This is a genomic window from Xenorhabdus santafensis (assembly GCF_033949405.1).
Taxonomy (GTDB): domain Bacteria; phylum Pseudomonadota; class Gammaproteobacteria; order Enterobacterales; family Enterobacteriaceae; genus Xenorhabdus; species Xenorhabdus santafensis.
Map to the genome: position 1 here is coordinate 49,138 of NZ_VCDN01000018.1, position 21,862 is coordinate 70,999.

The 21,862-nt window shown below is 41.5% G+C and carries 18 protein-coding genes; 7 read left to right on the top strand and 11 right to left on the bottom strand.

What is annotated here, in order from left to right; genetic code table 11:
• The first annotated feature begins 95 nt into the window (after nucleotides 1-95).
• The 3 genes from FE392_RS05340 to FE392_RS05350 all read left to right on the top strand — a co-directional run bounded on the left by FE392_RS05340 (nucleotide 96) and on the right by FE392_RS05350 (nucleotide 2,117).
• The gene (locus FE392_RS05340; protein ID WP_319929199.1) at nucleotides 96-1,124 is read left to right on the top strand and encodes an FAD:protein FMN transferase; all 1,029 of its coding nucleotides are present in this window, start codon (nucleotides 96-98) and stop codon (nucleotides 1,122-1,124) included.
• Nucleotides 1,125-1,139: 15 nt separating this feature from the next.
• Nucleotides 1,140-1,364, top strand: coding sequence for a (Na+)-NQR maturation NqrM (gene nqrM, locus FE392_RS05345; RefSeq protein WP_086953944.1), 225 nt, complete (start codon nucleotides 1,140-1,142; stop codon nucleotides 1,362-1,364).
• A gap of 276 nt (nucleotides 1,365-1,640) precedes the next feature.
• On the top strand, nucleotides 1,641-2,117 hold the full coding sequence (locus FE392_RS05350) for a DUF6882 domain-containing protein (protein ID WP_319929200.1): 477 nt from the start codon (nucleotides 1,641-1,643) through the stop codon (nucleotides 2,115-2,117).
• Between the two features lie 143 nt (nucleotides 2,118-2,260).
• Here the strand turns inward: FE392_RS05350 and cbrC are convergent, their stop codons facing one another.
• The 4 genes from cbrC to FE392_RS05370 form a co-directional block, all read right to left on the bottom strand.
• Entirely contained in the window at nucleotides 2,261-2,848 is a 588-nt protein-coding gene (cbrC, locus tag FE392_RS05355) for a PF03691 family colicin E2 tolerance protein CbrC (protein ID WP_319929201.1), read from the bottom strand.
• Between the two features lie 101 nt (nucleotides 2,849-2,949).
• Nucleotides 2,950-3,762, bottom strand: coding sequence for a DUF817 domain-containing protein (locus FE392_RS05360; RefSeq protein WP_439153465.1), 813 nt, complete (start codon nucleotides 3,760-3,762; stop codon nucleotides 2,950-2,952).
• 77 nt (nucleotides 3,763-3,839) lie between these two features.
• Nucleotides 3,840-4,355: a sigma-70 family RNA polymerase sigma factor gene (locus tag FE392_RS05365; RefSeq protein WP_319929203.1), complete on the bottom strand. Its 516-nt coding sequence runs from the start codon at nucleotides 4,353-4,355 to the stop codon at nucleotides 3,840-3,842.
• 138 nt (nucleotides 4,356-4,493) lie between these two features.
• Nucleotides 4,494-6,803, bottom strand: a complete 2,310-nt coding sequence (locus FE392_RS05370) for a TonB-dependent hemoglobin/transferrin/lactoferrin family receptor (RefSeq protein ID WP_319929204.1) — start codon at nucleotides 6,801-6,803, stop codon at nucleotides 4,494-4,496.
• Between the two features lie 247 nt (nucleotides 6,804-7,050).
• Here FE392_RS05370 and FE392_RS05375 point away from each other — a divergent pair, with 247 nt between their 5' ends.
• Both FE392_RS05375 and FE392_RS05380 read left to right on the top strand, forming a co-directional pair.
• Nucleotides 7,051-7,572, top strand: coding sequence for a YtxH domain-containing protein (locus FE392_RS05375; RefSeq protein WP_319929205.1), 522 nt, complete (start codon nucleotides 7,051-7,053; stop codon nucleotides 7,570-7,572).
• Between the two features lie 179 nt (nucleotides 7,573-7,751).
• Entirely contained in the window at nucleotides 7,752-8,189 is a 438-nt protein-coding gene (locus FE392_RS05380) for a GNAT family N-acetyltransferase (RefSeq protein ID WP_319929206.1), read from the top strand.
• 317 nt (nucleotides 8,190-8,506) lie between these two features.
• Here the strand turns inward: FE392_RS05380 and betA are convergent, their stop codons facing one another.
• The 3 genes from betA to betI all read right to left on the bottom strand — a co-directional run bounded on the left by betA (nucleotide 8,507) and on the right by betI (nucleotide 12,472).
• Nucleotides 8,507-10,186, bottom strand: a complete 1,680-nt coding sequence (gene betA / locus FE392_RS05385) for a choline dehydrogenase (RefSeq protein ID WP_319929207.1) — start codon at nucleotides 10,184-10,186, stop codon at nucleotides 8,507-8,509.
• 28 nt (nucleotides 10,187-10,214) lie between these two features.
• Nucleotides 10,215-11,693 carry a betaine-aldehyde dehydrogenase gene (gene betB / locus FE392_RS05390; RefSeq protein WP_319929208.1) on the bottom strand — a complete coding sequence of 493 codons (1,479 nt, stop codon included), beginning with the start codon at nucleotides 11,691-11,693 and terminating at the stop codon, nucleotides 10,215-10,217.
• Nucleotides 11,694-11,875: 182 nt separating this feature from the next.
• A complete protein-coding gene (gene betI / locus FE392_RS05395) occupies nucleotides 11,876-12,472 on the bottom strand; it encodes a transcriptional regulator BetI (protein ID WP_319929209.1) in 597 nt (198 codons plus the stop codon).
• Nucleotides 12,473-12,682: 210 nt separating this feature from the next.
• On the opposite strand from betI, the gene FE392_RS05400 reads away from it, so the two are divergent.
• The gene (locus tag FE392_RS05400) at nucleotides 12,683-14,737 is read left to right on the top strand and encodes a choline transporter (protein ID WP_319929210.1); all 2,055 of its coding nucleotides are present in this window, start codon (nucleotides 12,683-12,685) and stop codon (nucleotides 14,735-14,737) included.
• 85 nt (nucleotides 14,738-14,822) lie between these two features.
• Here FE392_RS05400 and FE392_RS05405 read toward each other — a convergent pair whose 3' ends face one another.
• From FE392_RS05405 to FE392_RS05420, 4 genes are all read right to left on the bottom strand, one after another.
• Nucleotides 14,823-16,061, bottom strand: coding sequence for an MFS transporter (locus FE392_RS05405; protein WP_319929211.1), 1,239 nt, complete (start codon nucleotides 16,059-16,061; stop codon nucleotides 14,823-14,825).
• Nucleotides 16,062-16,443: 382 nt separating this feature from the next.
• Nucleotides 16,444-17,958, bottom strand: coding sequence for an AMP-binding protein (locus FE392_RS05410; protein WP_319929212.1), 1,515 nt, complete (start codon nucleotides 17,956-17,958; stop codon nucleotides 16,444-16,446).
• Nucleotides 17,959-18,005: 47 nt separating this feature from the next.
• Nucleotides 18,006-18,905, bottom strand: a complete 900-nt coding sequence (locus FE392_RS05415; protein WP_319929213.1) for a GNAT family N-acetyltransferase — start codon at nucleotides 18,903-18,905, stop codon at nucleotides 18,006-18,008.
• 12 nt (nucleotides 18,906-18,917) lie between these two features.
• Nucleotides 18,918-20,435 carry a class I adenylate-forming enzyme family protein gene (locus FE392_RS05420; RefSeq protein WP_319929214.1) on the bottom strand — a complete coding sequence of 506 codons (1,518 nt, stop codon included), beginning with the start codon at nucleotides 20,433-20,435 and terminating at the stop codon, nucleotides 18,918-18,920.
• Nucleotides 20,436-20,664: 229 nt separating this feature from the next.
• On the opposite strand from FE392_RS05420, the gene FE392_RS05425 reads away from it, so the two are divergent.
• Nucleotides 20,665-21,855, top strand: a complete 1,191-nt coding sequence (locus FE392_RS05425; RefSeq protein ID WP_319929215.1) for a Cmx/CmrA family chloramphenicol efflux MFS transporter — start codon at nucleotides 20,665-20,667, stop codon at nucleotides 21,853-21,855.
• The last annotated feature ends 7 nt before the right edge of the window (nucleotides 21,856-21,862 follow it).

Consider the following 21,862-nt stretch of genomic DNA (forward strand, 5'->3'; position numbering starts at 1 on the left):
TATAAAGGGTAGTGCATTGATTTAACGGCAGCGCCCACTCTAGGTGGGCGCTGACGATTCAGAACAAGGCAAAAATAAGTCAGAAAGAGTAAGTTATGTTGAGTAAAAAAATTATCAACTGGGGTACATTGTTTTTTGCGGTTGTGCTGTTATCGGCGTGCGGTGGCCCTGAACAGCAAGACTTGAGTGGGCAGACGATGGGGACTTATTACTCCGTTAAATACGTTTCTGACTCGTCGGCAGCTGCTCCAGAAAACCTGCAAAAAGAAATTGATCGGTTACTGGAAGAAGTCAACAATCAAATGTCCACTTATCGACCAAATTCTGAATTGAGTCGTTTTAATCAAAGCCGTGAAGTGAATAAACCTTTCCCAGTCTCTGCCGCTACAGCAAAAGTTGTCAAAGAAGCTATTAGAATTAATAAGCTGACTGAAGGCGCTCTGGATGTAACTGTTGGCCCATTGGTCAATTTGTGGGGGTTTGGGCCGGAAGGAAGAGTTACCAAAGCGCCGACGAATAATGAGTTAGAGACTCGCCGTGCTTGGACGGGAATCGATAAATTGTCCGTTGAAGGCAATAACCTGATCAAATCAATCCCTGAACTTTATGTTGATCTCTCTTCCATTGCCAAAGGCTATGGTGTTGACGTTGTCGCCGAATATCTGGAATCCCAGAACATCAAAAATTACATGGTTGATATTGGTGGTGAAGTTCGCACATTAGGCCACAATGGCAAAGGAAATCCGTGGCGGATTGCGATTGAAAAGCCATCGGACAAGGGCATGGCTCAGAGTGCCCAAGAAATAATTGCACCGGGAAACATGGCTGTTGCGACATCCGGTGACTATCGTAATTATTTTGAACAAAATGGCGTGCGTTATTCCCACACGATTAATCCTAAAACCGGAAAACCGATCAGGCATAATCTGGTTTCAATTACTGTGATAGCACCAACGTGCATGAGCGCAGATGGTTTTTCTACGGGCTTGGATGTATTGGGGCCTGAGGAGGGAATGAAAGTGGCTGAGAAACTGAATATCCCGGTCTTTATGATTGTCAAAACTAAAGATGGCTTTGAAGAGCGCTATAGTGCTGCTTTTAAAGCATACTTACAGAAGAAATAAGAAGGGGGAAAGGTTATGGAAGTCTTTATCGCCGCTTTTATCTTCTTCCTGCTCGCTTTTGCAGGAATGGCTCTGGGCTATATCGTCAAGCGCAAGAGTATTCAGGGAAGTTGTGGTGGTTTGGGTAGCATTGGTGTAGAAAAAGTATGTGATTGCCCATCGCCTTGCGATGCCCGCAAAAAACGTGAAGCGAGGGAAGCTGCCCGTCTTGCCCAGCTGGAGAAAAACCGCATTCTGTAATAACAGGCTTGTGATTAGCAACTGAGAAATTGCATTAGAATATAACCCGCTGTTAAAAATAGCGGGTTTTTTTATCTGGAATCAGCCTTATATCTCTGTCTTTCAGAAGGTGCCAAGCAACTAAAATATATAGGCATCAAGGATAGTGCATAGTCTGAAATTGAGTGCTGAGTCCAGCTATCAATGTCGGCTGATTATATTTTTCGCTAACAATATGTAATCAGCTGATTTACCTAAGATAATATTGGGGATTTCACACTGTAAGGAATAAATTTAATGAATAATAAATTTGAACAAATACCCTATGATGTGCTGATTGAACGCAGCATGAACGCACTGCAATATAAAAATCAGTTCCACTGTGATACTTGGAAACTAGAGGAAGCGAGCTGGTCTGTCGATCAAGATGAGGGCATCATCATTTTTCATGCCCCAGATAATATTGTGGCAGTGGCATCAGTTCAGATAGTGGGCACTTACGACCAAAATCAGGGAAGTTGGATGTGGGGCTGGGCAAATAGTTCGGTTAAAGAATCTCTGACACAGGATGCATTAACTTTGCAAGCTTATGGTGAGTGCCATGGTAATGCTTTATTGACTGAGCGTGTCAGCGAAATAGGTGAAAGTGAAGCATGGCAGTTAGCGGCGTTAGCCTGTGAGCTTAATAATCAGCAGGGTGTTTATCGTGGTGTTGCCGGAAGTACATTGATTTTTATGACATTTGGTAAAATTTCTCTCCAGCAAGAAAATTAATAAAACAGAGCCTTACTCTTTGCTAGGTAAGGCATTATTCCTTTTGTTTTTTTGACGTCAAATTGTGCGATTGCCGCATAATTAGGTTGTTATACAATGCAGTTGCTACACAAGCGGTACAGCCTACTGAATTATTTTAACTATTAGCTGAAATCAAAACACAAACGCAGTTTGCCGCAGTGGAGGCATTGGAATAGATATCCCTGACAATCACCGTTATTACACAGGCTGCGGGATAGATCATCAATTGAAAATCCATACTCTGCGATATCGTTTTCTAGAGACACGAATTCGTCGAGCCTATCTTTTATTTCATCCCAACCTACATAACCGATAAACGCACAAGGTTCATTGCAGTGCGCTAGCCAAATTTCTTGCTGCCAGCCGGAGTAACCCGGTGTTCTTGCAACAAGTTCATTCACCATTTCTGTCGAATAAAGGGTCTTTGTTCCTGAAACCTCATCATCTTCATCATATTCAAAGTCGACACCTTCTATACCTGCACCATCTTGAAATTCACCATCAAACTTTTTGCTGGCAGAACCATCCGCAATACACCAAGGGCATAAGGCATCGATATCGTCAACAGAATAAAATGGATTTTCATAGTAAATATCGGTCGGCTGATGGCAGCAGTCACAGTTAACGGTTTTATCGGTAGAAAATGCCCCTGTTCCAATCGGATCTGGATGATATTTGAAAACAGGCAATGCTTTTTTATTGAGTTCCATATTTGCTCCTTTGCATACATTTAGATCCTTACACTTCTTATGACGATCTTATTTCATGTTGCTGAATGTCAAAAAAAGTATGGAAAATAGACATGATTAAATTAGCGGGAAATGGCAACACTCGCTTTGATATGTTTAAGGTGAACGACAATCGTAAAGGTCACAATCACCAATAATGACCAAGCTCCCCATTTTCCGGCATGGACAACAGACCAAGCGCCTAATTGATGCGGGTATTGCCAGATGCCGAAGAAAGTCCCGAAGTTTTCCGCCAGCCAAATAAAAAAACCAATCAGCATAAAAGCAAGCAATAGTGGCATCCTGCGTTCTTTATCCAACGGTGTATAAAAAACTGTGCCACGGGCATATAACCCGAAAATAAAGGCAGTTAAATACCAGCGATAATCATCAATATAATGGTGGCTAAAGAAGTTGATATAAATAGCCAGTGCCACCAAGGTTGCCATCCAATACGGAGGGTAATGTTCAATACGTACCTTAAAAAAGCGCCATGATTGTATAATGTAGCTCCCTACAGCTGCATACATAAAACCGGTAAACAGAGGGACTCCCCAAAGTTTGGTCAACGCAGCATCAGGATATTGCCATGAGCCAATGGATGCTGATGTTTTAAATAGCTCCATGATGAAACCGACTAAATGGAAAACACAGATCGCTTTCAGCTCATCCCATGTTTCGAGTTTTGACCATAGCAGAAATGCCTGAAAGGCGACGGCAAATACGAGCAATGCATCATAACGTGGTATACCTGCGATGCCTTTTGCTGGGATTAAAAATAAAGCCAAAAAAAAGAATCCCGCAAATAAACACGAGCGGGCATTAATTAATCCAAAGAAAAGAAATTCTAAAATAAATCGTTTAATGCCTGTGCTTTTATTTGGCTGATGGGCCATTAATAAGTTATCAACTTTACACAGAATATTCAGTTTTTGGTTCAAAATTTCCATTTAATTAACCTAACATTGCCTTATCACAGGAGATAAAGAAGAGAGCACTTCTTATGAGCTTGTTGTAAGTAATTTTTTACTGAACTCATTGAAACGCCGAGATCTTCCGCTACGTCTTTATAGCGCATTCCTTGCAGTTGTGTCAGTAAAAATGCTTGCCGGACTTTAGCAGGCAGTTCATCCAGTGTGTTATCGATTTTTTCTAATTGTTCCAGCAACACCAGTTGATGTTCAGACGAGTGCGATGTGCTTTTTGGCATTGCTTTCATATATTCCAGATAACCGTCTTCAAGCTTTTTCCTGCGGCAATAGTTAGCGAGCGTCCTACGGGCTATTGTTATCAAAAAGGCTTTGGGCTGCTGGATGTATTTAAGATCTGATGATTGCATCAGTTTGATGAATATCTCATGAGTGAGATCTTCAGCATGATTTGGGCAAGCGCTGTTTTTTCTGATCCAGTTGCATAACCAACGGTGATAGTCGAAATAGAGGTTATGGGCGATCTCATTGTGCCCAAATGTGCTTTTTTGCACCGCCATGATGATGTTACCTAAAAGGGGGTAGGATAAATCTGATAATGATTATTATTTGTATTTGTTGGGGGAAGTCAATGCGGCATTTTAGACTTAACCCTCTTAAAAATTAAGAGGGTTAAAAAGTGAGTGATTAAATATCAGTTAGAATTGCTGTGAAATACTGAATTTGAAGTTACGGCCAATGCCTGAAACTGATTCCCCTAAGTAGGGATAGTAATCGCGGTTGAACAGGTTATCGACAGTGATGCGTGCTTCAAACCCTTTTATATAAGTCGGACGCCAGCTCGCAAACAGACCGTGCAAGGAATAACCTTTAGTTTTAGGTAATGACCAATGTCCGGCCATAGGATCATCATCTACCGGTGAGCGATCTTGTTTGCGGATAAAATCGCCTTTCCATCCCATTTCCATCTGCAATTGCGGAATTTTAACGCCCAGCTTAGCGTGAGCTGAGGTCGGCGGAATTTCCTCTGTCCAAGTTTTATGGCCTATCCAAGGATCTCGCATTGAAGCATCTCGCTGACCACGCAGAGTGGAAAAAGATAATTTTCCAAATAGTGTGCTGCTGTCGTAGAAAGTTTCTATTTCCAGACCTTCGATGGTATATCCCGGCAGATTGCGATAGTTTGCCAGTGGTTTTCCGCATGATTGAGTGGAACCACTTTCAATTTGTGCTTCACAGTAGATACCACGTCTTTTAAAGATTTCATCTTTACCGCGATTGCGGAATAGAGTGGTACGGATTTGCAGACTGTCATCCTTGAGCATCAGATTATCGAAATCGAGAATTGCACCGAGGCGTAGCCCTGTCATTCTCTCAACATCAAGATTGCGGCTTGAACCCGGCAAGCTGGTTCTTGCCGATTGAACTTCATATTGCTCATCAACTGATGGCGCCCGCCATGTACGGCTGATATCAGCGAACAGAGAAAGGTTTTCACTGGTTTTCCATACCATACCGAGATGAGAACTCCAACCAGTGTAGGTTACACTGCGGTAGTCATGGTTTACTTTGGGTGATTTATCGTTAAATATCGGTGCCTTATTTTCTTCACCTGTATTTTTGATATGGTCGTAACGGACACCTGGAGTGACAGTGAAACTGCCTAGTTTCAAAGAATCCTGAACATAAAAACTGTAAATTTGCTGGCTGCCAGACGGCATATAATTAGGTTGATAATAGCCATAATTATAATCGGCTTTATTCTTATTGCCCTTATTGAACATTAAAACGTCATTATCCTTTTTATGCCAACGTGTTCCCACCAATAACTTATGTTCAATTATGCTTGTTGAAAATACACTCTCATTCTGGATTTTTGCGATATTATCAATGTAGTCAACCCAGCTTTTATTACCCATTAGCACACTGAAAGAGCTAGAGGCATTTGCTGGGCGGCTATCATTTTGTTTTGTTTTGGAATATCCATATGTCATCGTCAGATTTAGCCATGGATTATCCTCTGGTGCGATATTCCATTTAGCAGTGTAGTTTTGATCAATCTGATCACGAAAAACTAATTTTCTTTTCCATGCCATATCCCTACCATACTTTTCTACTTCTGTAGCAGATGGAACGACCATTTTACCTCGTTTAGCCGCCCATGGTTGCCATCCCGCTGATTCAGAACGCATGGCAGACAGATTTATAGTATGGGTGTCATTCGGATAGAAATTGGTTTTTAATAAATAAGATGTTTGATTGTTTTGTGAAAATTCAAAATGTGTGCCATCAGGGAGTTTAATATTATGCCCATTGCGTTTATTTACATAGAGTAACCCATCAGCAAAGCCGTTGGGATCTCTGCCGTATATTGTTCCAGTATTGATCCATTGTCTGTCATTGGTATGGTAGCTTTGTTTGATCAATCCCCCCCAATTTTCATCGTGGCGAAGAAAATCATTGGCATCTTTGGTGGTAACTTTAACAGATCCACCAAACCCACCATGTCCATTCAGTATGTTGTGGGGCCCTTTATCAACATCTATACGCTTAATTAATTCAGGTTCAAGAAAGATAGAACCTTGACGATATTTCTGAAAACTTTTTGGAGCCCCATCCAGAGTAACCTTTACATCTTCATTTGATCCCATTCCCCAAATGTTCAGCGTTTGCCCGCCGGGGCGCGGAGATCCCGACATCGAAACACCCGGAAGTTGATCGAGCAATTGAGCAACGTTATCGGCCTGAGTTCGGTCAATATCCGCCTTTTTAAGGACAGAACTGCCTGCATTGGTGCTGTTGTGTAAACTTCCTACCACGGAAAGAGCGGGTAATGTCATCACCTCATTTTTCTTTTCTGTTTTCTGTTCCACAAGATCCCCGCTTGCATAAACAGAGCTGGAAAACACCGTACTCAGAACCACAGTACCAGAAATTGTGCTGCTTAAAATTGTTTGAATTATGGTCACGAGTGGGCGTTTTTCTAATTTTTGACTATTATTTGCCATAAATTTCCTGAAATTTTATCAAGTAAAATATTTTCATTGTTATAAGTCACCTGAGATAGGAAATCGGGCAAATCAAAATGAGAATTATTTTTGTTTTTGCCTATCTCGTTACGTCTTCTCTGCTGCCGATGCTGTCGGCAATGAGATCAAAGTGCTTATGGGATGTTGTGGCACCGAATGGCCAGAACACTCATTGGCGAGGTCATTTCCATAAGTGCAATTTCCTTAAGTACAAAGGGGTTAGTCAATGAAGAAAAAGATCCTTGGTTCTCTGATTTTGGCTGGTATTGTGGCACTGGTTGCAGGTTGTGATGATGCTGCTAAACAAGCAGACGAAGTTACGCAGCAAACAGAAGAAAGTGCAACGCAAATGAAAAAGGATGCTGAGCAAAAAACCACGGACATGATGGATGATGTAAAAGAAAAATCGCAGGAAATGAAGGACAACGCTCTGAAGGAAGGCCAAGGCATGGTCGATAAATCCAAAGAAGAGCAAAGCCAAATCAGTAATTCCGTCAATGACGTCGCAAATCAAGTCAAGTCCAAGATGGCAGATATACAGGATAATGCCACTAAGGCCGCTAATGATTTGTTGGGAAATATAAAAGAGGGAACAGGCGATATCAAAAATCAGGCGACCGATAGCCTTAATCAGCTTTCGGATAGCGTGAAGTCGAAGACAGATGAGATAAAGTCGGAAACTGATAAAAAAACGGATGATCTGATTAATAGCCTGAAAGGTGATAGCGATAAAAAAGAGGAAAATTAATTTATCTGCTTAATATCCTGTGAGTGCCAACTGCACAAATATCAGAAGGGTAATCTAAAGAGGATTACCCTTCTTTTTGGCATTATTCCAATGGTGCTTTAGTGCGCACTAACTTGACTTATTTAATCATTTGGCATTAGGTTAAGAATTATTTTTCACATCACACTCAGGACATAATAATGGAAATAAAATACAGTGTCGGAAGACAAAATCCAGAATTAATCCAGCAGGCATTTTTCGTTCGTGAAAAAGTATTTACAGATGAACAAGGTTTTGAGGCTGACATTGATATTGATGAGTATGATGATATTGCCTTGCATGCCGTGATCTTTGATAACGAAAAACCAATCGGTGTATTACGTGCGTTTTCGAAAGACGGTAATGTACTGAAAGCAGGGCGAATTGCGGTACTGAAAGATTATCGTGGTCGTGGCATTGGCCGTAATCTCATGGAGTTTATTGAAGATTATGGGCGCAAAAATAATATTTCATCTATCGAATTATCTTCACAATGCCATGCCCAGCCATTTTATGAGGGACTTGGCTATCAGGCGCATGGGGACATTTATTTAGAAGATGGCGCTGAGCATATCTATATGGTGCTAAATTTAGCGTAATCAATTTTTCTGATAGTTAATATGAATTTTAATATCTAAAAATACTTATTATTTCTTTTGTAAATAGCAATGCGGGAAAGTGCTAGCGAAAACTATGTAAGCAATATGACATAATCCCCTTATTTTCCCGCATTGATGATTTACACATCTCGTCTTTCAAACTGTCTCTTTGTTGGCTGCGCACGCCCGGCTATCCCGGTCACCGTTTTTGTAAACACACGGGCTATCTACGCTTCCGGGGATACTCTTCCTTGCCTCCGCGATGCAGATTGAAATTCACTGTGCATAAGCTATTTCAGTAAAAATAAATTTTTTGATCAACGATTTTGCGTTAATTGGCGAACCGGTGCACTATTGGCAACATAATATTTTGCCTGGCTGCGTGGTAACGGCGATCGCTTGCGTATCTTATCTGCAATCTTTTCAGCTATCATAATTGTCGTCGCATTCAAATTCCCGGTAATAATTTCAGGCATTATGGATGCATCGATCACTCGCAAACCCTCAACACCGTGTACACGTCCCTGACCATCAACGACAGCCATTTCATCCATCCCCATTTTACAACTACATGATGGATGGAATGCGGTTTCCGCATGCTCACGAATAAAGGCATCCAGTTGCTCATTTGTCTGAATTTCAATACCCGGACTGATTTCACGGCCACAGTACGGAGCCAGCGCAGGCTGAGCCATAATTTCCCGTGTAATGCGAATAGCGTCGCGGAACTCCTGCCAATCTTGTTCCGTTGACATATAGTTGAACAAAATGCTGGGATGCTGACGCGGATCCCGCGATTTGATGTTTACGCGGCCACGGCTTGGGGAGCGCATGGAGCCAACATGAGCCTGAAAACTGTGTTGGTTGATAGCATTACTGCCATTGTAATTGATGGCAACGGGCAGAAAATGAAACTGAATATTCGGCCAGGCAAACTTTTCACTGGTACGAATAAAACCTCCGGCCTCAAATTGATTGCTGGCTCCAATGCCGGTTCCTTTGAATAACCATTCAGCGCCTATTTGAGGCTGGTTATACCATTTCAATGCAGGATAGAGAGAAATGGGTTGCAGGCACTCATATTGCAAATACATTTCAAGGTGGTCTTGTAAGTTTTGCCCGACCCCCGGCAATATTTGCACCACAGGAATACCAAACTCGTTCAGAACCTCTTCAGGGCCAATGCCAGAACGTTGCAGAATTTGCGGTGAGGCGATGGCTCCAGCACAAAGCAAAACCTCTTTGCGTGCTTTGGCGTACCTTAAGGTGGAACTTTTGCCCTGATAAAAATTGACTCCGACAGCTTTTTTGCCTTCAAACTTGAGGATGTCCGTCAAGGCGTGGGTGACAATAGTGATATTTTTGCGCGCCCGGGCCTGATCAAGATAACCACGGGCTGTACTGGCTCGCCTTCCATTGGGAGTGACTGTGCGATCCATTGGGCCAAAACCCTCTTGCTGATAACCATTCAGATCGTCAGTTCGTGGATAGCCTGCCTGAATGCCCGCTTCAACCATAGCGTGAAACAGTTCATTATTTCCCATTTTTGGGGTTGTGACACTGACCGGCCCGACGCTGCCATGATAGTCATTTTCGCCAATATCCCGTGATTCAGATTTGCGAAAATAAGGCAGGCAATCCAGATACGTCCAGTCTTCCAGCCCGGGTTTGGATGCCCAATTATCAAAATCCAATGCATTGCCGCGGATATAGCACATGCCATTGATGAGTGAAGAGCCGCCAAGCCCTTTGCCGCGACCGCATTCCATGCGTCGGTTGTTCATGTGGGGTTCAGGATCGGTTTCATAAGCCCAGTTATAACGGGTTCCCTGCAAGGGATATGCCAGCGCTGCTGGCATTTGAGTACGGAAGTCGAACCGGTAATCTGGCCCACCGGCTTCCAAAAGCAGGACAGTGACATCGGGGTCTTCCGTCAGACGAGTTGCAAGTACGTTACCCGCTGAACCAGCACCGATAATAATGTAGTCAAATACCATTAATTATCTCCTCTGTTTCAGGCGTGGATTAAAATAGGGATTCAAACTCTCCCAATTCCACCTGTATTGATTTAATTTGTGTGTAATTTTGCAGTGTGATCAGACCATTTTCACGGCCGACACCGGAGTGTTTATAACCACCGACAGGCACTGCCGCCGGAGATTCTCCCCATGTGTTGATCCAACAAATTCCTGCTTCCAGTTGGTGGATAACACGGTGTGCACGGGAAAGATCGTTTGTCACCAATCCGGCTCCCAAGCCGTAATTCGTGTTATTGGCCCGGGCTATAACTTCTTCTTCCGTCTCATAAGTCAGGATGCTCATGACCGGGCCAAAGATTTCTTCCCGTACAATCAGCATGTCATCAGTGCAATCACTGAATACAGTGGGTGCAATAAACGCGCCTTTTGCCAACTCACCTTCCAGTATACGTTCACCACCACAAAGCAAGCGGGCACTGCTGTTTTTGCCGCTCTCGATATAGCGCAAAACAGATTCCATGTGAGGGAAACTCACTACCGGGCCAAAATTGGTATTGGGATCGAGAGGTGAACCTATGCGGATGCGTTTCACTCGTTCAAGAATTTTGTCCTCAAATTGTGAAAGCAGCGACTTGGGAACAAAGACACGTGTTCCGTTGGTACAAACCTGACCTGAACTGAAAAAATTTGCCATCATGGCAATATCCGCTGCGCGATCCAGATCGGCATCATCAAAGATGATCAGCGGGGATTTCCCACCCAGTTCCATTGTGACTTCTTTTAAGTTGGAGCCAGATGCATTTGCCATGACTTTTTTGCCGGTAACTGTGCCGCCGGTAAAAGACAGTTTGGCGATTTTTGGGTGGGTTGCCAGATAATGCCCGACCTCATGGCCCGCCCCCGTCAGAACGTTGAACACGCCATCAGGCAAACCCGCTTCGGTATAAATTTCAGCTAATTTAAGGGTGGTGAGAGAAGTGACTTCACTGGGCTTGAAAATCATGGCGTTGCCGGCTGCAAGGGCAGGGGCTGATTTCCACAGGGCGATTTGAATGGGGTAGTTCCACGCACCAATTCCTGCCACAACACCTAGCGGCTCACGGCGTGTATACACGAAAGAAGATTCGCGCAGTGGAATTTGCTGCCCTTCAAGTGCGGGGATCAAGCCTGCATAATATTCCAGTACATCGGCACCAGAGGCAATATCAAGTTGCTGAGTTTCAGAAAAGGCTTTCCCGGTATCCAGTGTTTCCAGCTCAGCCAGCTCATCATTGCGCTCGCGCAAGATATTTACTGCTTTGTGCAAAACTCGCGAGCGTTCGACTGCTGTCATGGCCGCCCAGATTTTTTGCCCCTGAATGGCACTTTCGACAGCCAGATCAACATCTTGCTCCGTCGCCGATTGAAATTGAGCAATAACTTCGCCATTAGCGGGGTTGATTGCATCAAATACCGGATTTTCAGGTTGGGAGCTATCAACATAAGCCCCATGAATATAAAGTTTCTGTAATCCAAAATGGGTCATAGATTCTCCTTAAGAGTCTATCCAATGGATGTATACCCTCTGTCTTTTAAGTTGCCTCTTTTCTGGCTGCACTCATTCACTCCGGTCACCGTTTTCATAAAAATACGGTTATCTATGCTCCCGGGAATGAATTCCCTTGCCGTCGCGATGCAACTTGAAATCCATTGGGTATAGGTCAAAAGTCAGGTCATAACTGATGCCCCGAGTTTCTGCTCAATGTAATCAAGGGTGATTTTGAATGCCCCTTCTATATCAAAGGGATTACTGCTTAATGCACTCCTCAGCCAAATGCCGTCAATCAATGCGGCAAGACCTTGTGCTGCCAACCGGGCTTCGGCTTTGGGAAGCGCACGTCTGAATTCAACACAAATATTGGAATACAGACGGCGTTCATTGACTTGCTGTAAGCGATATAAATTCGGCTGGTGGATACTGCTTGCCCAGAACGCAAGCCAGGTTTTCATGGCTGCGCTACTGATTTGGCTGCGATCAAAATTCCCTTCAACAATGGCTTTCAGCCTTGCTGCGGGACTATTGTCATCAAGCAAGCGCAAGCGGAATGCGACGGCCATTCCCAACTGGTGTAACAGATAGCGCATGGTGGCTTCCAACAGCCCATTTTTATCTTTGAAATAGTGACTAATAATGCCGTTGGAAACACCCGCCTTGCGGGCGATTTGTGCAATGCTCGCCTCCTGCATCCCAACCTCATTGACGACAGCTAACGTTGCATCAATGAGCTGCTGTTTCCTTATCGACTGCATTCCCACTTTTGGCATTATTTTACACTCAAAAAATCAATCATCCGGTAGGTATTAAACTTTTTTTTAATTGAATGTTCAATCAAAATTAAATATGTTTTATTACAAATTATTCACAAGTTGCAATTTGGAATATGCAATGTATTTTTATATTTTACTTTAAAATCAAATAAATATATCTTTTTCACTCTTTCGTTCTTACTACATTTAAAATTTCAGGAACTGCTTATGAACACACATGACAGTCCAAAAAACACTCAGAAGGATACATTGAACTCTGTCGTTTTTTTTATTTCAGCCGGACTGATTATCCTGTTTTCTTTCTTCACGATCCTCTTTACCGATGCAACAAGTATCTGGATAAAACACACCCTTAATTGGGTATCCAAGACCTTTGGTTGGTATTATTTATTGGCAGCCACGCTTTACATTGTATTCGTGATTTTTGTTGCCGTTTCCCGTTTTGGTTCTATCAAATTGGGGCCTGAGCAATCCAAGCCGGAATTCAGTTTGCTTAGTTGGGCTTCAATGCTGTTTGCAGCCGGGATCGGTATTGACCTGATGTTTTTCTCGGTAGCTGAGCCCGTTACGCAATATATGAGGCCTCCTACGGGCCAAGGGGAAACCATTGAAGCAGCCCGTCAGGCGATGGTGTGGACGTTGTTTCACTATGGCCTGACGGGCTGGTCAATGTATGCCTTGATGGGGATTGCGTTGGGGTACTTCAGTTATCGCTATAACCTGCCTTTGACGATTCGTTCAGCCCTTTATCCTATTTTTGGTAACCGAATAAACGGCCCAATCGGTCATGCAGTTGATATTGCGGCAGTGATCGGCACGATTTTTGGCATTGCCACGACGCTGGGTATTGGTGTCGTGCAATTGAATTACGGCCTGAAAGTCTTGTTTGGTTTTCCTCAGGGTTTGGGTGTGCAGGGAGGGTTGATACTGTTGTCTGTAGTGATGGCAATTGTTTCCGTGACTTCCGGAGTGAATAAAGGCATTCGTTTTTTATCAGAATTGAATGTATTTCTGGCCTTGGGCTTAGTCATATTTATGTTGTTTGTCGGCGATACTGAGTTCCTGCTCAATGGGTTGGTACAAAATGTGGGGGATTATATTAGCCGCTTTCTGGGAATGACACTGAATAGCTATGCATTTGAGCGCCCGACTGAATGGATGAATAACTGGACGCTATTTTTCTGGGCGTGGTGGGTGGCCTGGTCGCCTTTTGTTGGTTTATTCCTCGCACGAATTTCCCGTGGCAGAACGATTCGCCAATTTGTGATGGGAACCTTAGTCATTCCATTCGTTTTCACACTGATATGGCTATCTATTTTCGGTAACAGTGTGCTGTATGAAGTTATTCATGGTAACCGTCAACTGGCTGAAACCGTGCTACAACATCCGGAGCAAGGCTTCTATGGGTTATTGGCGCTTTATCCGGCCTTTACGTTTAGTGCTTCGGTTGCCACGATCACTGGGTTGCTGTTTTATGTGACATCGGCGGATTCAGGATCATTGGTTCTGGGAAACTTCACTTCCAACCTCAGCGATATCAACAATGATGCGCCTAACTGGCTGCGGGTATTCTGGTCTGTCGCGATAGGGGTTCTGACGTTGGGCATCTTGATGACCGACGGTATTTCTGCCCTGCAAAATACCACCGTGATAATGGGGTTGCCTTTTAGTTTTGTGATCTTCTTTGTTATGGCTGGCCTGTATAAATCCTTGCGGGTAGAAGATTTTCGCAAAGCCAGTTCACTGCAAAATACATCCCCAACGTTGGTGCATGATAATGGCTCATTAAATTGGAAACAGCGCCTAAGTCGCATGATGCATTTCCCCGGAACGAAAAATACACAGCGAATGCTGGATTCCGTGTGCCGCCCAGCCATGTTGGAGGTTGCTAAGGAGCTGGTAACTAAGGGAGCGAAAGTTCAGTTTCATGTTTTACCCACAGAGAAAGATATAGAAAAAGATATCCGGCTGAATCCGCTGGAATTGATTGTTGATTTGGGTGATGAACAAAATTTTGTCTATCAAATCTGGCCTCAACGTTATTCAGCGCCAGGGTTTACGTATCGAGCCAGATTGGGCAAATCCCATTACTATCGATTGGAAACATTCCTGATGGAAGGGACTCAAGGCAATGATTTGATGGATTATACAAAAGAGCAGATTATCAGTGACATTCTAGATCACTACGAAAAGCACCTTAATTTTATCCATTTGAACAGAGAATCGCCGGGACAGACATTGATTTTCCCGAATGGGGGATAAGTATTAAGTGATAACAGGCCATCCACATGGTTTGGATGGCCTGAGATCAAAGTAGGAAATGAATTATGGTACGTATTTATTCATATTACGAACGGTAAGCATCAGGATATATTTTTCCGTAATAGCCCTCTAATTGAGCTTCTGGCAATTTTGAGATCTCAACATATTTTGGGGAGAATAGAACGAAAAATGACATTAATCCCATTAATGCTGAAAAGATAATTAATAGCACTCTGATATCATAACTTTCTATTAGATAGGTTGCAGATAACATTCCCAATGGAATTGATATTATGCAAATGGCAAGGAATTTAGATTCCATTGTATTGCGATAAGGTTCTGGCGTTGCAAGGCATCGGATTGAGGTAGTATTAATATTATAAATAACCAGCCCTACGCCACTGAGCAGCATATAACCACATAACTGAATTAATGAGTCCGCCGTGGATATTCCTGTTATGCACGCTGCAATAGTAAAAGCTGCAATAAAGGCACTGTGTGCTTTGCAGAAGAACTTATTCATGGGCTTAATAATAATCGTGCTGCCAATCATCATACCGATGCCAAACATCGCTTCAGCAATCCCAACTTGCAACGCACTTAGTTTAAATTCATTGATGATGATAAGTGGCGTGATGTAGGTCACAAGCGGAACGACAGTAAAATTAAAAAAAGAGGAAACAATTACCAGACTGGCTTCGGTTGGGTTTTTAGTAATTATCCTAATATTTCCTACACTGCTTTTATGTTGCTGTGAGGATTTTTCTGTTTGTCTGTTTTGTACAAAATAAAAGCCGATGATGGATAATATAGACATCGAAGAAATAAAAAACAAAGCCCCATTAATATTTAAATAATGGATAACTATGCCAGATATTGCTGGGCCAAGGATAATATTGACTGAGTTAACCATCCCTCTATATTTAAATGAAGATTCCAGTTTATTTCCATTGCTTATTTCCGGCAGGATACTTGTTCCTATTGGTTGAATAAGTATGGCTGAAATAGAAGCGAAAATATAAATTATGCCTAATGCCAGGTATAAGTTTTTATCTATAAAATTAGACAGGATGAAAAGTAGTGCAATAGGGATTATGCAAATTAGAACAATGTGTTTTTTGTTGAACCTATCCCCGAGATCGCTCATGAAAACAAGAAATAAGACTTGCAAAAACCATGATGAAAAAATAAACCATCCAAGTTGAAACTCCAGATTTAGCACTTCAATCATCCACCATGAGAACAGCATTCCAAATGCTCGCGTGGAAGAAGTGAATAAAATATCAGAGAGTTGATATAAAAAAAATGAAATATTATTTTTCATTGTTACCCTTATTTTTATTAACAATGTAATTTTGATAAATCGCGTAATAGTACCTGCGAAATGCACACATGTCACTTTTATGCATAAAGTCATACTTATTTATTATTTGTATATTATTTTTTGATATAGCATATCTTACTCTGCAACCTGCTTAGCAGATATTATATATGGTGTTGTTATATTAAGTTGGTGTAATTTTCGCACGGAAAGGTAAGGTAGACTGAAGTTGATGAAAAACGTCATTAACATTATCAAATACCCAGTAAATACTGAGTATTTGATATAATAACAGAATGCTAAAAATTCTTTTTGGGAGGCGATAAAGAATATTTTAAAATAGAAAGTTGTTTATATTATTTTTTGGTATTGGTTTTTACATTAACTATTTCTTTAATTTTGATTTTTCTATTTTTCCTTCTTTGGTGGTAGGGATGTATTCAACAAAGTTGACAGCTTTGGGAGCATATATTGATCCCAATTGCTCTTTAGCCCATGTAATAACTTCTTCTTCAGTAATTGTAGCATTTGGGACAGGAACAATAATGGCTTTGACTAACTCACCCCATTTGTTGTCGGGTATGCCAATGACAGCCACTACCTGTATTTTAGGGTGTTGTAGTAATGTTGCTTCGATATGCTTAGCGTAAATGTGAAACCCTCCAGAAATTATAATATCTTTTTTCCTTTCAATTAGGTATAAAAATCCTTGCTCATCTTTTGTGACAACATCTCCAGTGTATAACCAACCATCCCGCAAAATTTCCTTGGTTTCCATCGGCCTTTTCCAATAACCGGGAGTAATATGGGGGCCTCGAATTACCATTTCACCTTGAAAATCACTGACATCTCCATTATTAATTAATTGCATATCTGTTAATGACACCGTTCTCCCTAATGATGAAAGTTTTTTTAAATTATTGGATTTCAATGCATGTAAATGCTCATGTTTATCTAATATTGTTAATTGGTTGGGGGCTTCAGTAATACCATAAATCTGAGTGAATATAGGCCCGAAAATGTCTAACGCCTGTAATAATCTATCTTGCTGAAATGGCGATACACCATAGATAATATTAGTTAATGAAAGTAATTCATTACCTCTATTGTCTAATTTATCCAATAGAGTGTATAACATGGTTGGAACCATCATTGTGGAGGTAATTTTATCCTTATTTATTGTGTATAGCAGATTTTCAGGGTCAAACTCACTCAATAATACATTGGTTCCACCTTTCATCCATACTGGAAGAATGAACATTCCACCAGCGTGGGTAATTGGTGCAACATGAGCGAACCTTTCTTGCTTCCCAAGCCCAATGTCAATCATTTGCCCTGCAATAGATGACAGGTAACTCCCATGTGTATGTAATACTCCTTTTAAACGCCCGTCTTCTCCCCCGACGTAAAAAATGCCATATAAATCCATTGGGCTGACATCAGGTACTCTTGCCTCTGAAGGTTGTTTATTCGCTAATTGCATAAAATCATTTACATTTAGGGTAAATTCAGCGTCAAAATTATGTATGCTTCCTTCATATATCACTGCCCGAGTACCAGAATCGTGGATAATAAAGGAGTGATCAATCGAGCTTCCTTTGGGAAATAAGGGAACGACAACTAATCCAGCCCATAGAGCGCCAAAATAAATATTCAATAACTCTGGGCTGTTGGGTATCAGTAGGGCGATTCTATCTCCTTTTATCATACCTAATTGCAGCAATGCTTGCCCACTTTGACGAATGTGAATTATTTGTTCTCGGTAGGTTATTTTAAGATCATTAAATATAACTGCTATGTTTTGGTCATAAGCCAAACTACACCGTTCTATAATCACGCCGGTGCTATAGGGAAATACTGCTCTTTCATTATGGGATGATACGGATTTTTCTTTTGACATAGCTTTCACCCTATCTAGAATTAAGCATGTTACTTGAATATTAATATTTAACCCATCTCTAAATTTGCAGGGCAATATATTATTTTAGCCATGTTTTTATATGTATTTCCTTTATGCATATATACCACATGGAATTGACTGGAAAGCCCTTTGTTAAGTAGAAAATAAATGAATTTTTCACTTGCATATTCAGGAACGAAAATAGAAATGTTGTCGGTTGGGCTTAAATCAGCGGTTAATGAATCAAAGAGATCTTGTGCATCATCGGGTGTCGTTGCTGCCAATGGGCCAATTTTATATCCTTGCGGGGCAGGGCGAATAACTCCGTAGCCGGTAATTTTTCCATTATCAAATTTTACATGAGATTTATGCCCTATAGAAAATAGCCAATTCTTCAGGAAACGTTTTCGTGATGCTGGGAAAAACATGGCATCATAGTCAGTGATAATATCTAAATGGTGTGGTTCTATCATGAATATTTTATAAGTTTTATTTAATGAGTTGGTTTTATTTTTTTTGAGCCGTCCGCTATAGTGAATAATCTTGTGGACGGAAGCCAAGCCGGATTTCATATAATTTAAGGTCATTTCAGGCATTGCATTAGAACCAATCTCACGATTGCCTGCATGAACCCGAGCTACTTTACAAATCGCTTTCCCATATCCCTTTCCGCGATATTCTGGATGAACCAAATAACTTCCCCATATAGAGTAATTTTCAGAGTGATTGATTAATGAAACTGCGGCAATTATTTTATTATCCAGCCGACCTATAAATAATCCCTTTGGATCAACCTGATAAGCACAAACGGCATCTTGGTAACCAGCATTCCATCCCTCCTTATTTCCCCATTCTATTATTTTTCTCCAGTCTTGGAGAGTGGCATTAGTGACAGTAAAGTATTTCATTTTAGTCATCATAGTGATTTTTTGTAGTGAGTTAATCATTGGCTACTATCCTTAACAGCTATTGTCAGCGATAGATATTTTATTTAAGGAAGTAACTGCCATATTTAAAAGTTCGACTTGATTTATTTTGGATGAGGGAGTTCGAGGAAGTTTATCTACAATTAAAAGATGTTTAGGCCTTTCATACGGTAACAGCTCTCTACGACATAAGATTATAAATTCATCAATGCTGGGTACGGGATATTTGGGTAATATTTCAATAACAGCGATGGGAATAGAGCCGAGTCGCATATCAGGAATTGCTACCACAGCAGCTTCTTTTACAGAAGGATGGGTTTCTAGCAGATTTTTTATTTTTTCAGTTTGGATCTTGAAACCGCCACGCGTGATGATGTTATCTTTTCTTCCTAAAATCCATAGGAATCCATCAGCGTCTATATTAGCGATATCGTTAGTACGTACCCATTCATATTTATTAGAAGGTAAACTGGGCTTGGTAAGAACTTCGAGATACCCTTTTTGTCCCGTAGATAATTCAGCTCCAGACTCACCTGTAATTCTAATTTTGATGCCAGAATACGTTCTTCCTGCACTGCCTGCTTTTTTATTCCACCATTTTTCATGCAGATCTGAATCCCACCCGGCAATGGCTCCTGCGAATTCTGTTGCTCCATAAGTTGCTAAGATTCTTATTCCATACCGGAGATAAAATTGTTCAATTAACTCGGCAGAACAGTGGGTTGATCCAGTTGTAATAATTTTCAGTGAATGAAGTTTTTCTGAAGGGAAATTGGAGTTAAGAAGGTCATATAACGCAGCCGGGACAAGGAATGTTGCTCGTATTTGATAACGTTCAACCGCTTCAATCCAAGGCCCTAAGACAAATTTTGGCATAAGTACAATTTTCCGGCCTGTATATAATGCGCTCAGGACGCCCCACAATCCGGAAATATGAATGATGGGCATGGAGACCAATGACACAGACTCCATTAATAATGTTTTATTTTTAGGGAGTTGTACGCTGGCAGTTACAGCATCATTCAATTGTTGATAGGTGAGTTTTATTTGTTTTGGCGTTCCAGTTGTGCCTGATGTTGGCATTTCGATAGCGATATTGGGGACATTAATTGTATTTGGCCTATTACGATTATTATTACTGATTAAAAGCGCTTCTCCACTGTGATTTAATTTAAATATAATTCTATCTTTAATTATTCCTTCAAGTAATTTTTTATCTGCCAGTAGAGTTGTCCCTGCAATAATAATTTTTATATCTAAACGTTTAATATTTTCTATAAGGCGAGATGTTGGTTGCAATGGATTGAGAACGACTATTGGTATGTTTTTTGTTAATAATTTCAATATGGTTGCAATATGCTCTGGTCGATTTTCTAGAATTAAGCCAATTCTTTCCGAGGGTTTAATACCTGCATCTATCAATTTATTTTCTAGCATATTTGTACAGGAGCGTACTTTAGCCCATGTCCACCAATATCCTTCATATTCGATAGCATCATAATTGTCAGGTGATTCATTGAGTAATTGCTTGAAGTATTCAATTATTTTCATTATTGATCCCCAAAAAATCCGTTTTTTTAAAATATTATGCTTTATGGGTCGTTTTATAATCGATTTTTAAGTCGTATATGCTTAATTGCTAAAGTTTTAATTAATCTAAACCTATCATAGGAAAACATTCAATTGATCATTTGAATAATAATGTTGTAATTTATCTTTAGTCAATTGGTCTATGGTCAATTTATTACATCATTTCAACAAAACACTTAGGAGTGCACCTATGTCTGTTTCAAATGCAGTGCAATCGAAAATACCTATTTCGGTATATTTGCTGGGCTTAAGCCTGTTTGCCATGGGAAGTTCGGAGTTTTTGATTGCCGGGGTGTTGCCAAAGATTGCTGTTGATTTGCAAGTGTCTTTACCTTCCGCAGGGATGCTGATTTCTGCATTTGCGGTGGGAGTGTTATTCGGTGCCCCGCCATTGGCAATAGCAACTTTGCGTTGGCCGCGGCGGTCAACCTTACTGATAAGTCAAGCGCTGTTCGTTATCGCAACTGCGATAGGCATGCTTTCTCCCGGTTATTGGCCGTTGGTGATTGCACGTGTGGTGAGTGGCGTGGCTTATGCCGGATTTTGGGCAGTGGCGGCGACTACGGCGGTAAGTTTAGTGGCGCAAGATCGTACTGCAAGAGCTTTGGCCGTTGTCGTCAGCGGGTTGAGCTTGGCAATGGTGGTTGGTGGGCCGCTGGGAACGGTTATCAGTGATATTGCAGGATGGCGGGCAGGATTCTGGGCAGTGGCAGCAGCCACAACCGTTGCTGCTGTGGCATTATGGTTTATGTTGCCTGATATGCAGCAGAATCATGAAAATGTATCTGTGATAGACGCTGAATTGACAGTAATGAAGCAACCGAAACTGTGGATCGCCTATATGACGACAATACTGACAACAGCCGCTTATATGGCAACATTTGGCTATTTGGGCGCATTGTTGATTGATGTCAGTAAACTGGCTGTAAATTGGGTTCCGGCCGTTTTGGCTCTTTTTGGTATCGGGGCTTTTATCGGGTTGAGCATTGGCGGGCGTACAGCTGATAAGTATCCGTTCAAAACACTATCCATCGGCATTATTGGCATGATTATTATTTCTATCGCTTTGGTTTTTTGGGCTGAACATGCAATTGCAACAATTTGTCTGGTGTTTTTACTCGGGGTATTTGGTTTTGTTGTCAACCCTGCGGTGATGAACCGGGTTTATACCATTGCAGCGGATGCGCCTACTTTGGCCGGCGCCACCAATGTCTCTGCATTTCAACTGGGAATTACTTTAGCACCGTTATTAGGAGGGGCTGCGATAGGGGCTGGATACGGTTTAGCTTCCATCGGTTGGGTTGGTGCTTTGCTTGGTGTAGCTGCGTTGGTGCCGGTTTGGATGGATGCACGTTTACATTCAAAGAAACCAACAAATTGAAAATTTT

Coding starts and splice junctions, on each gene's coding strand:
- FE392_RS05340 (WP_319929199.1), top strand. CDS start 96: ATGTTGAGTAAAAAAATTATCAACTGGGGTACATTGTTTTTTGCGGTT.
- nqrM (WP_086953944.1), top strand. CDS start 1,140: ATGGAAGTCTTTATCGCCGCTTTTATCTTCTTCCTGCTCGCTTTTGCA.
- FE392_RS05350 (WP_319929200.1), top strand. CDS start 1,641: ATGAATAATAAATTTGAACAAATACCCTATGATGTGCTGATTGAACGC.
- cbrC (WP_319929201.1), bottom strand. CDS start 2,848: ATGGAACTCAATAAAAAAGCATTGCCTGTTTTCAAATATCATCCAGAT.
- FE392_RS05360 (WP_439153465.1), bottom strand. CDS start 3,762: ATGGCCCATCAGCCAAATAAAAGCACAGGCATTAAACGATTTATTTTA.
- FE392_RS05365 (WP_319929203.1), bottom strand. CDS start 4,355: ATGGCGGTGCAAAAAAGCACATTTGGGCACAATGAGATCGCCCATAAC.
- FE392_RS05370 (WP_319929204.1), bottom strand. CDS start 6,803: ATGGCAAATAATAGTCAAAAATTAGAAAAACGCCCACTCGTGACCATA.
- FE392_RS05375 (WP_319929205.1), top strand. CDS start 7,051: ATGAAGAAAAAGATCCTTGGTTCTCTGATTTTGGCTGGTATTGTGGCA.
- FE392_RS05380 (WP_319929206.1), top strand. CDS start 7,752: ATGGAAATAAAATACAGTGTCGGAAGACAAAATCCAGAATTAATCCAG.
- betA (WP_319929207.1), bottom strand. CDS start 10,186: ATGGTATTTGACTACATTATTATCGGTGCTGGTTCAGCGGGTAACGTA.
- betB (WP_319929208.1), bottom strand. CDS start 11,693: ATGACCCATTTTGGATTACAGAAACTTTATATTCATGGGGCTTATGTT.
- betI (WP_319929209.1), bottom strand. CDS start 12,472: ATGCCAAAAGTGGGAATGCAGTCGATAAGGAAACAGCAGCTCATTGAT.
- FE392_RS05400 (WP_319929210.1), top strand. CDS start 12,683: ATGAACACACATGACAGTCCAAAAAACACTCAGAAGGATACATTGAAC.
- FE392_RS05405 (WP_319929211.1), bottom strand. CDS start 16,061: ATGAAAAATAATATTTCATTTTTTTTATATCAACTCTCTGATATTTTA.
- FE392_RS05410 (WP_319929212.1), bottom strand. CDS start 17,958: ATGTCAAAAGAAAAATCCGTATCATCCCATAATGAAAGAGCAGTATTT.
- FE392_RS05415 (WP_319929213.1), bottom strand. CDS start 18,905: ATGATTAACTCACTACAAAAAATCACTATGATGACTAAAATGAAATAC.
- FE392_RS05420 (WP_319929214.1), bottom strand. CDS start 20,435: ATGAAAATAATTGAATACTTCAAGCAATTACTCAATGAATCACCTGAC.
- FE392_RS05425 (WP_319929215.1), top strand. CDS start 20,665: ATGTCTGTTTCAAATGCAGTGCAATCGAAAATACCTATTTCGGTATAT.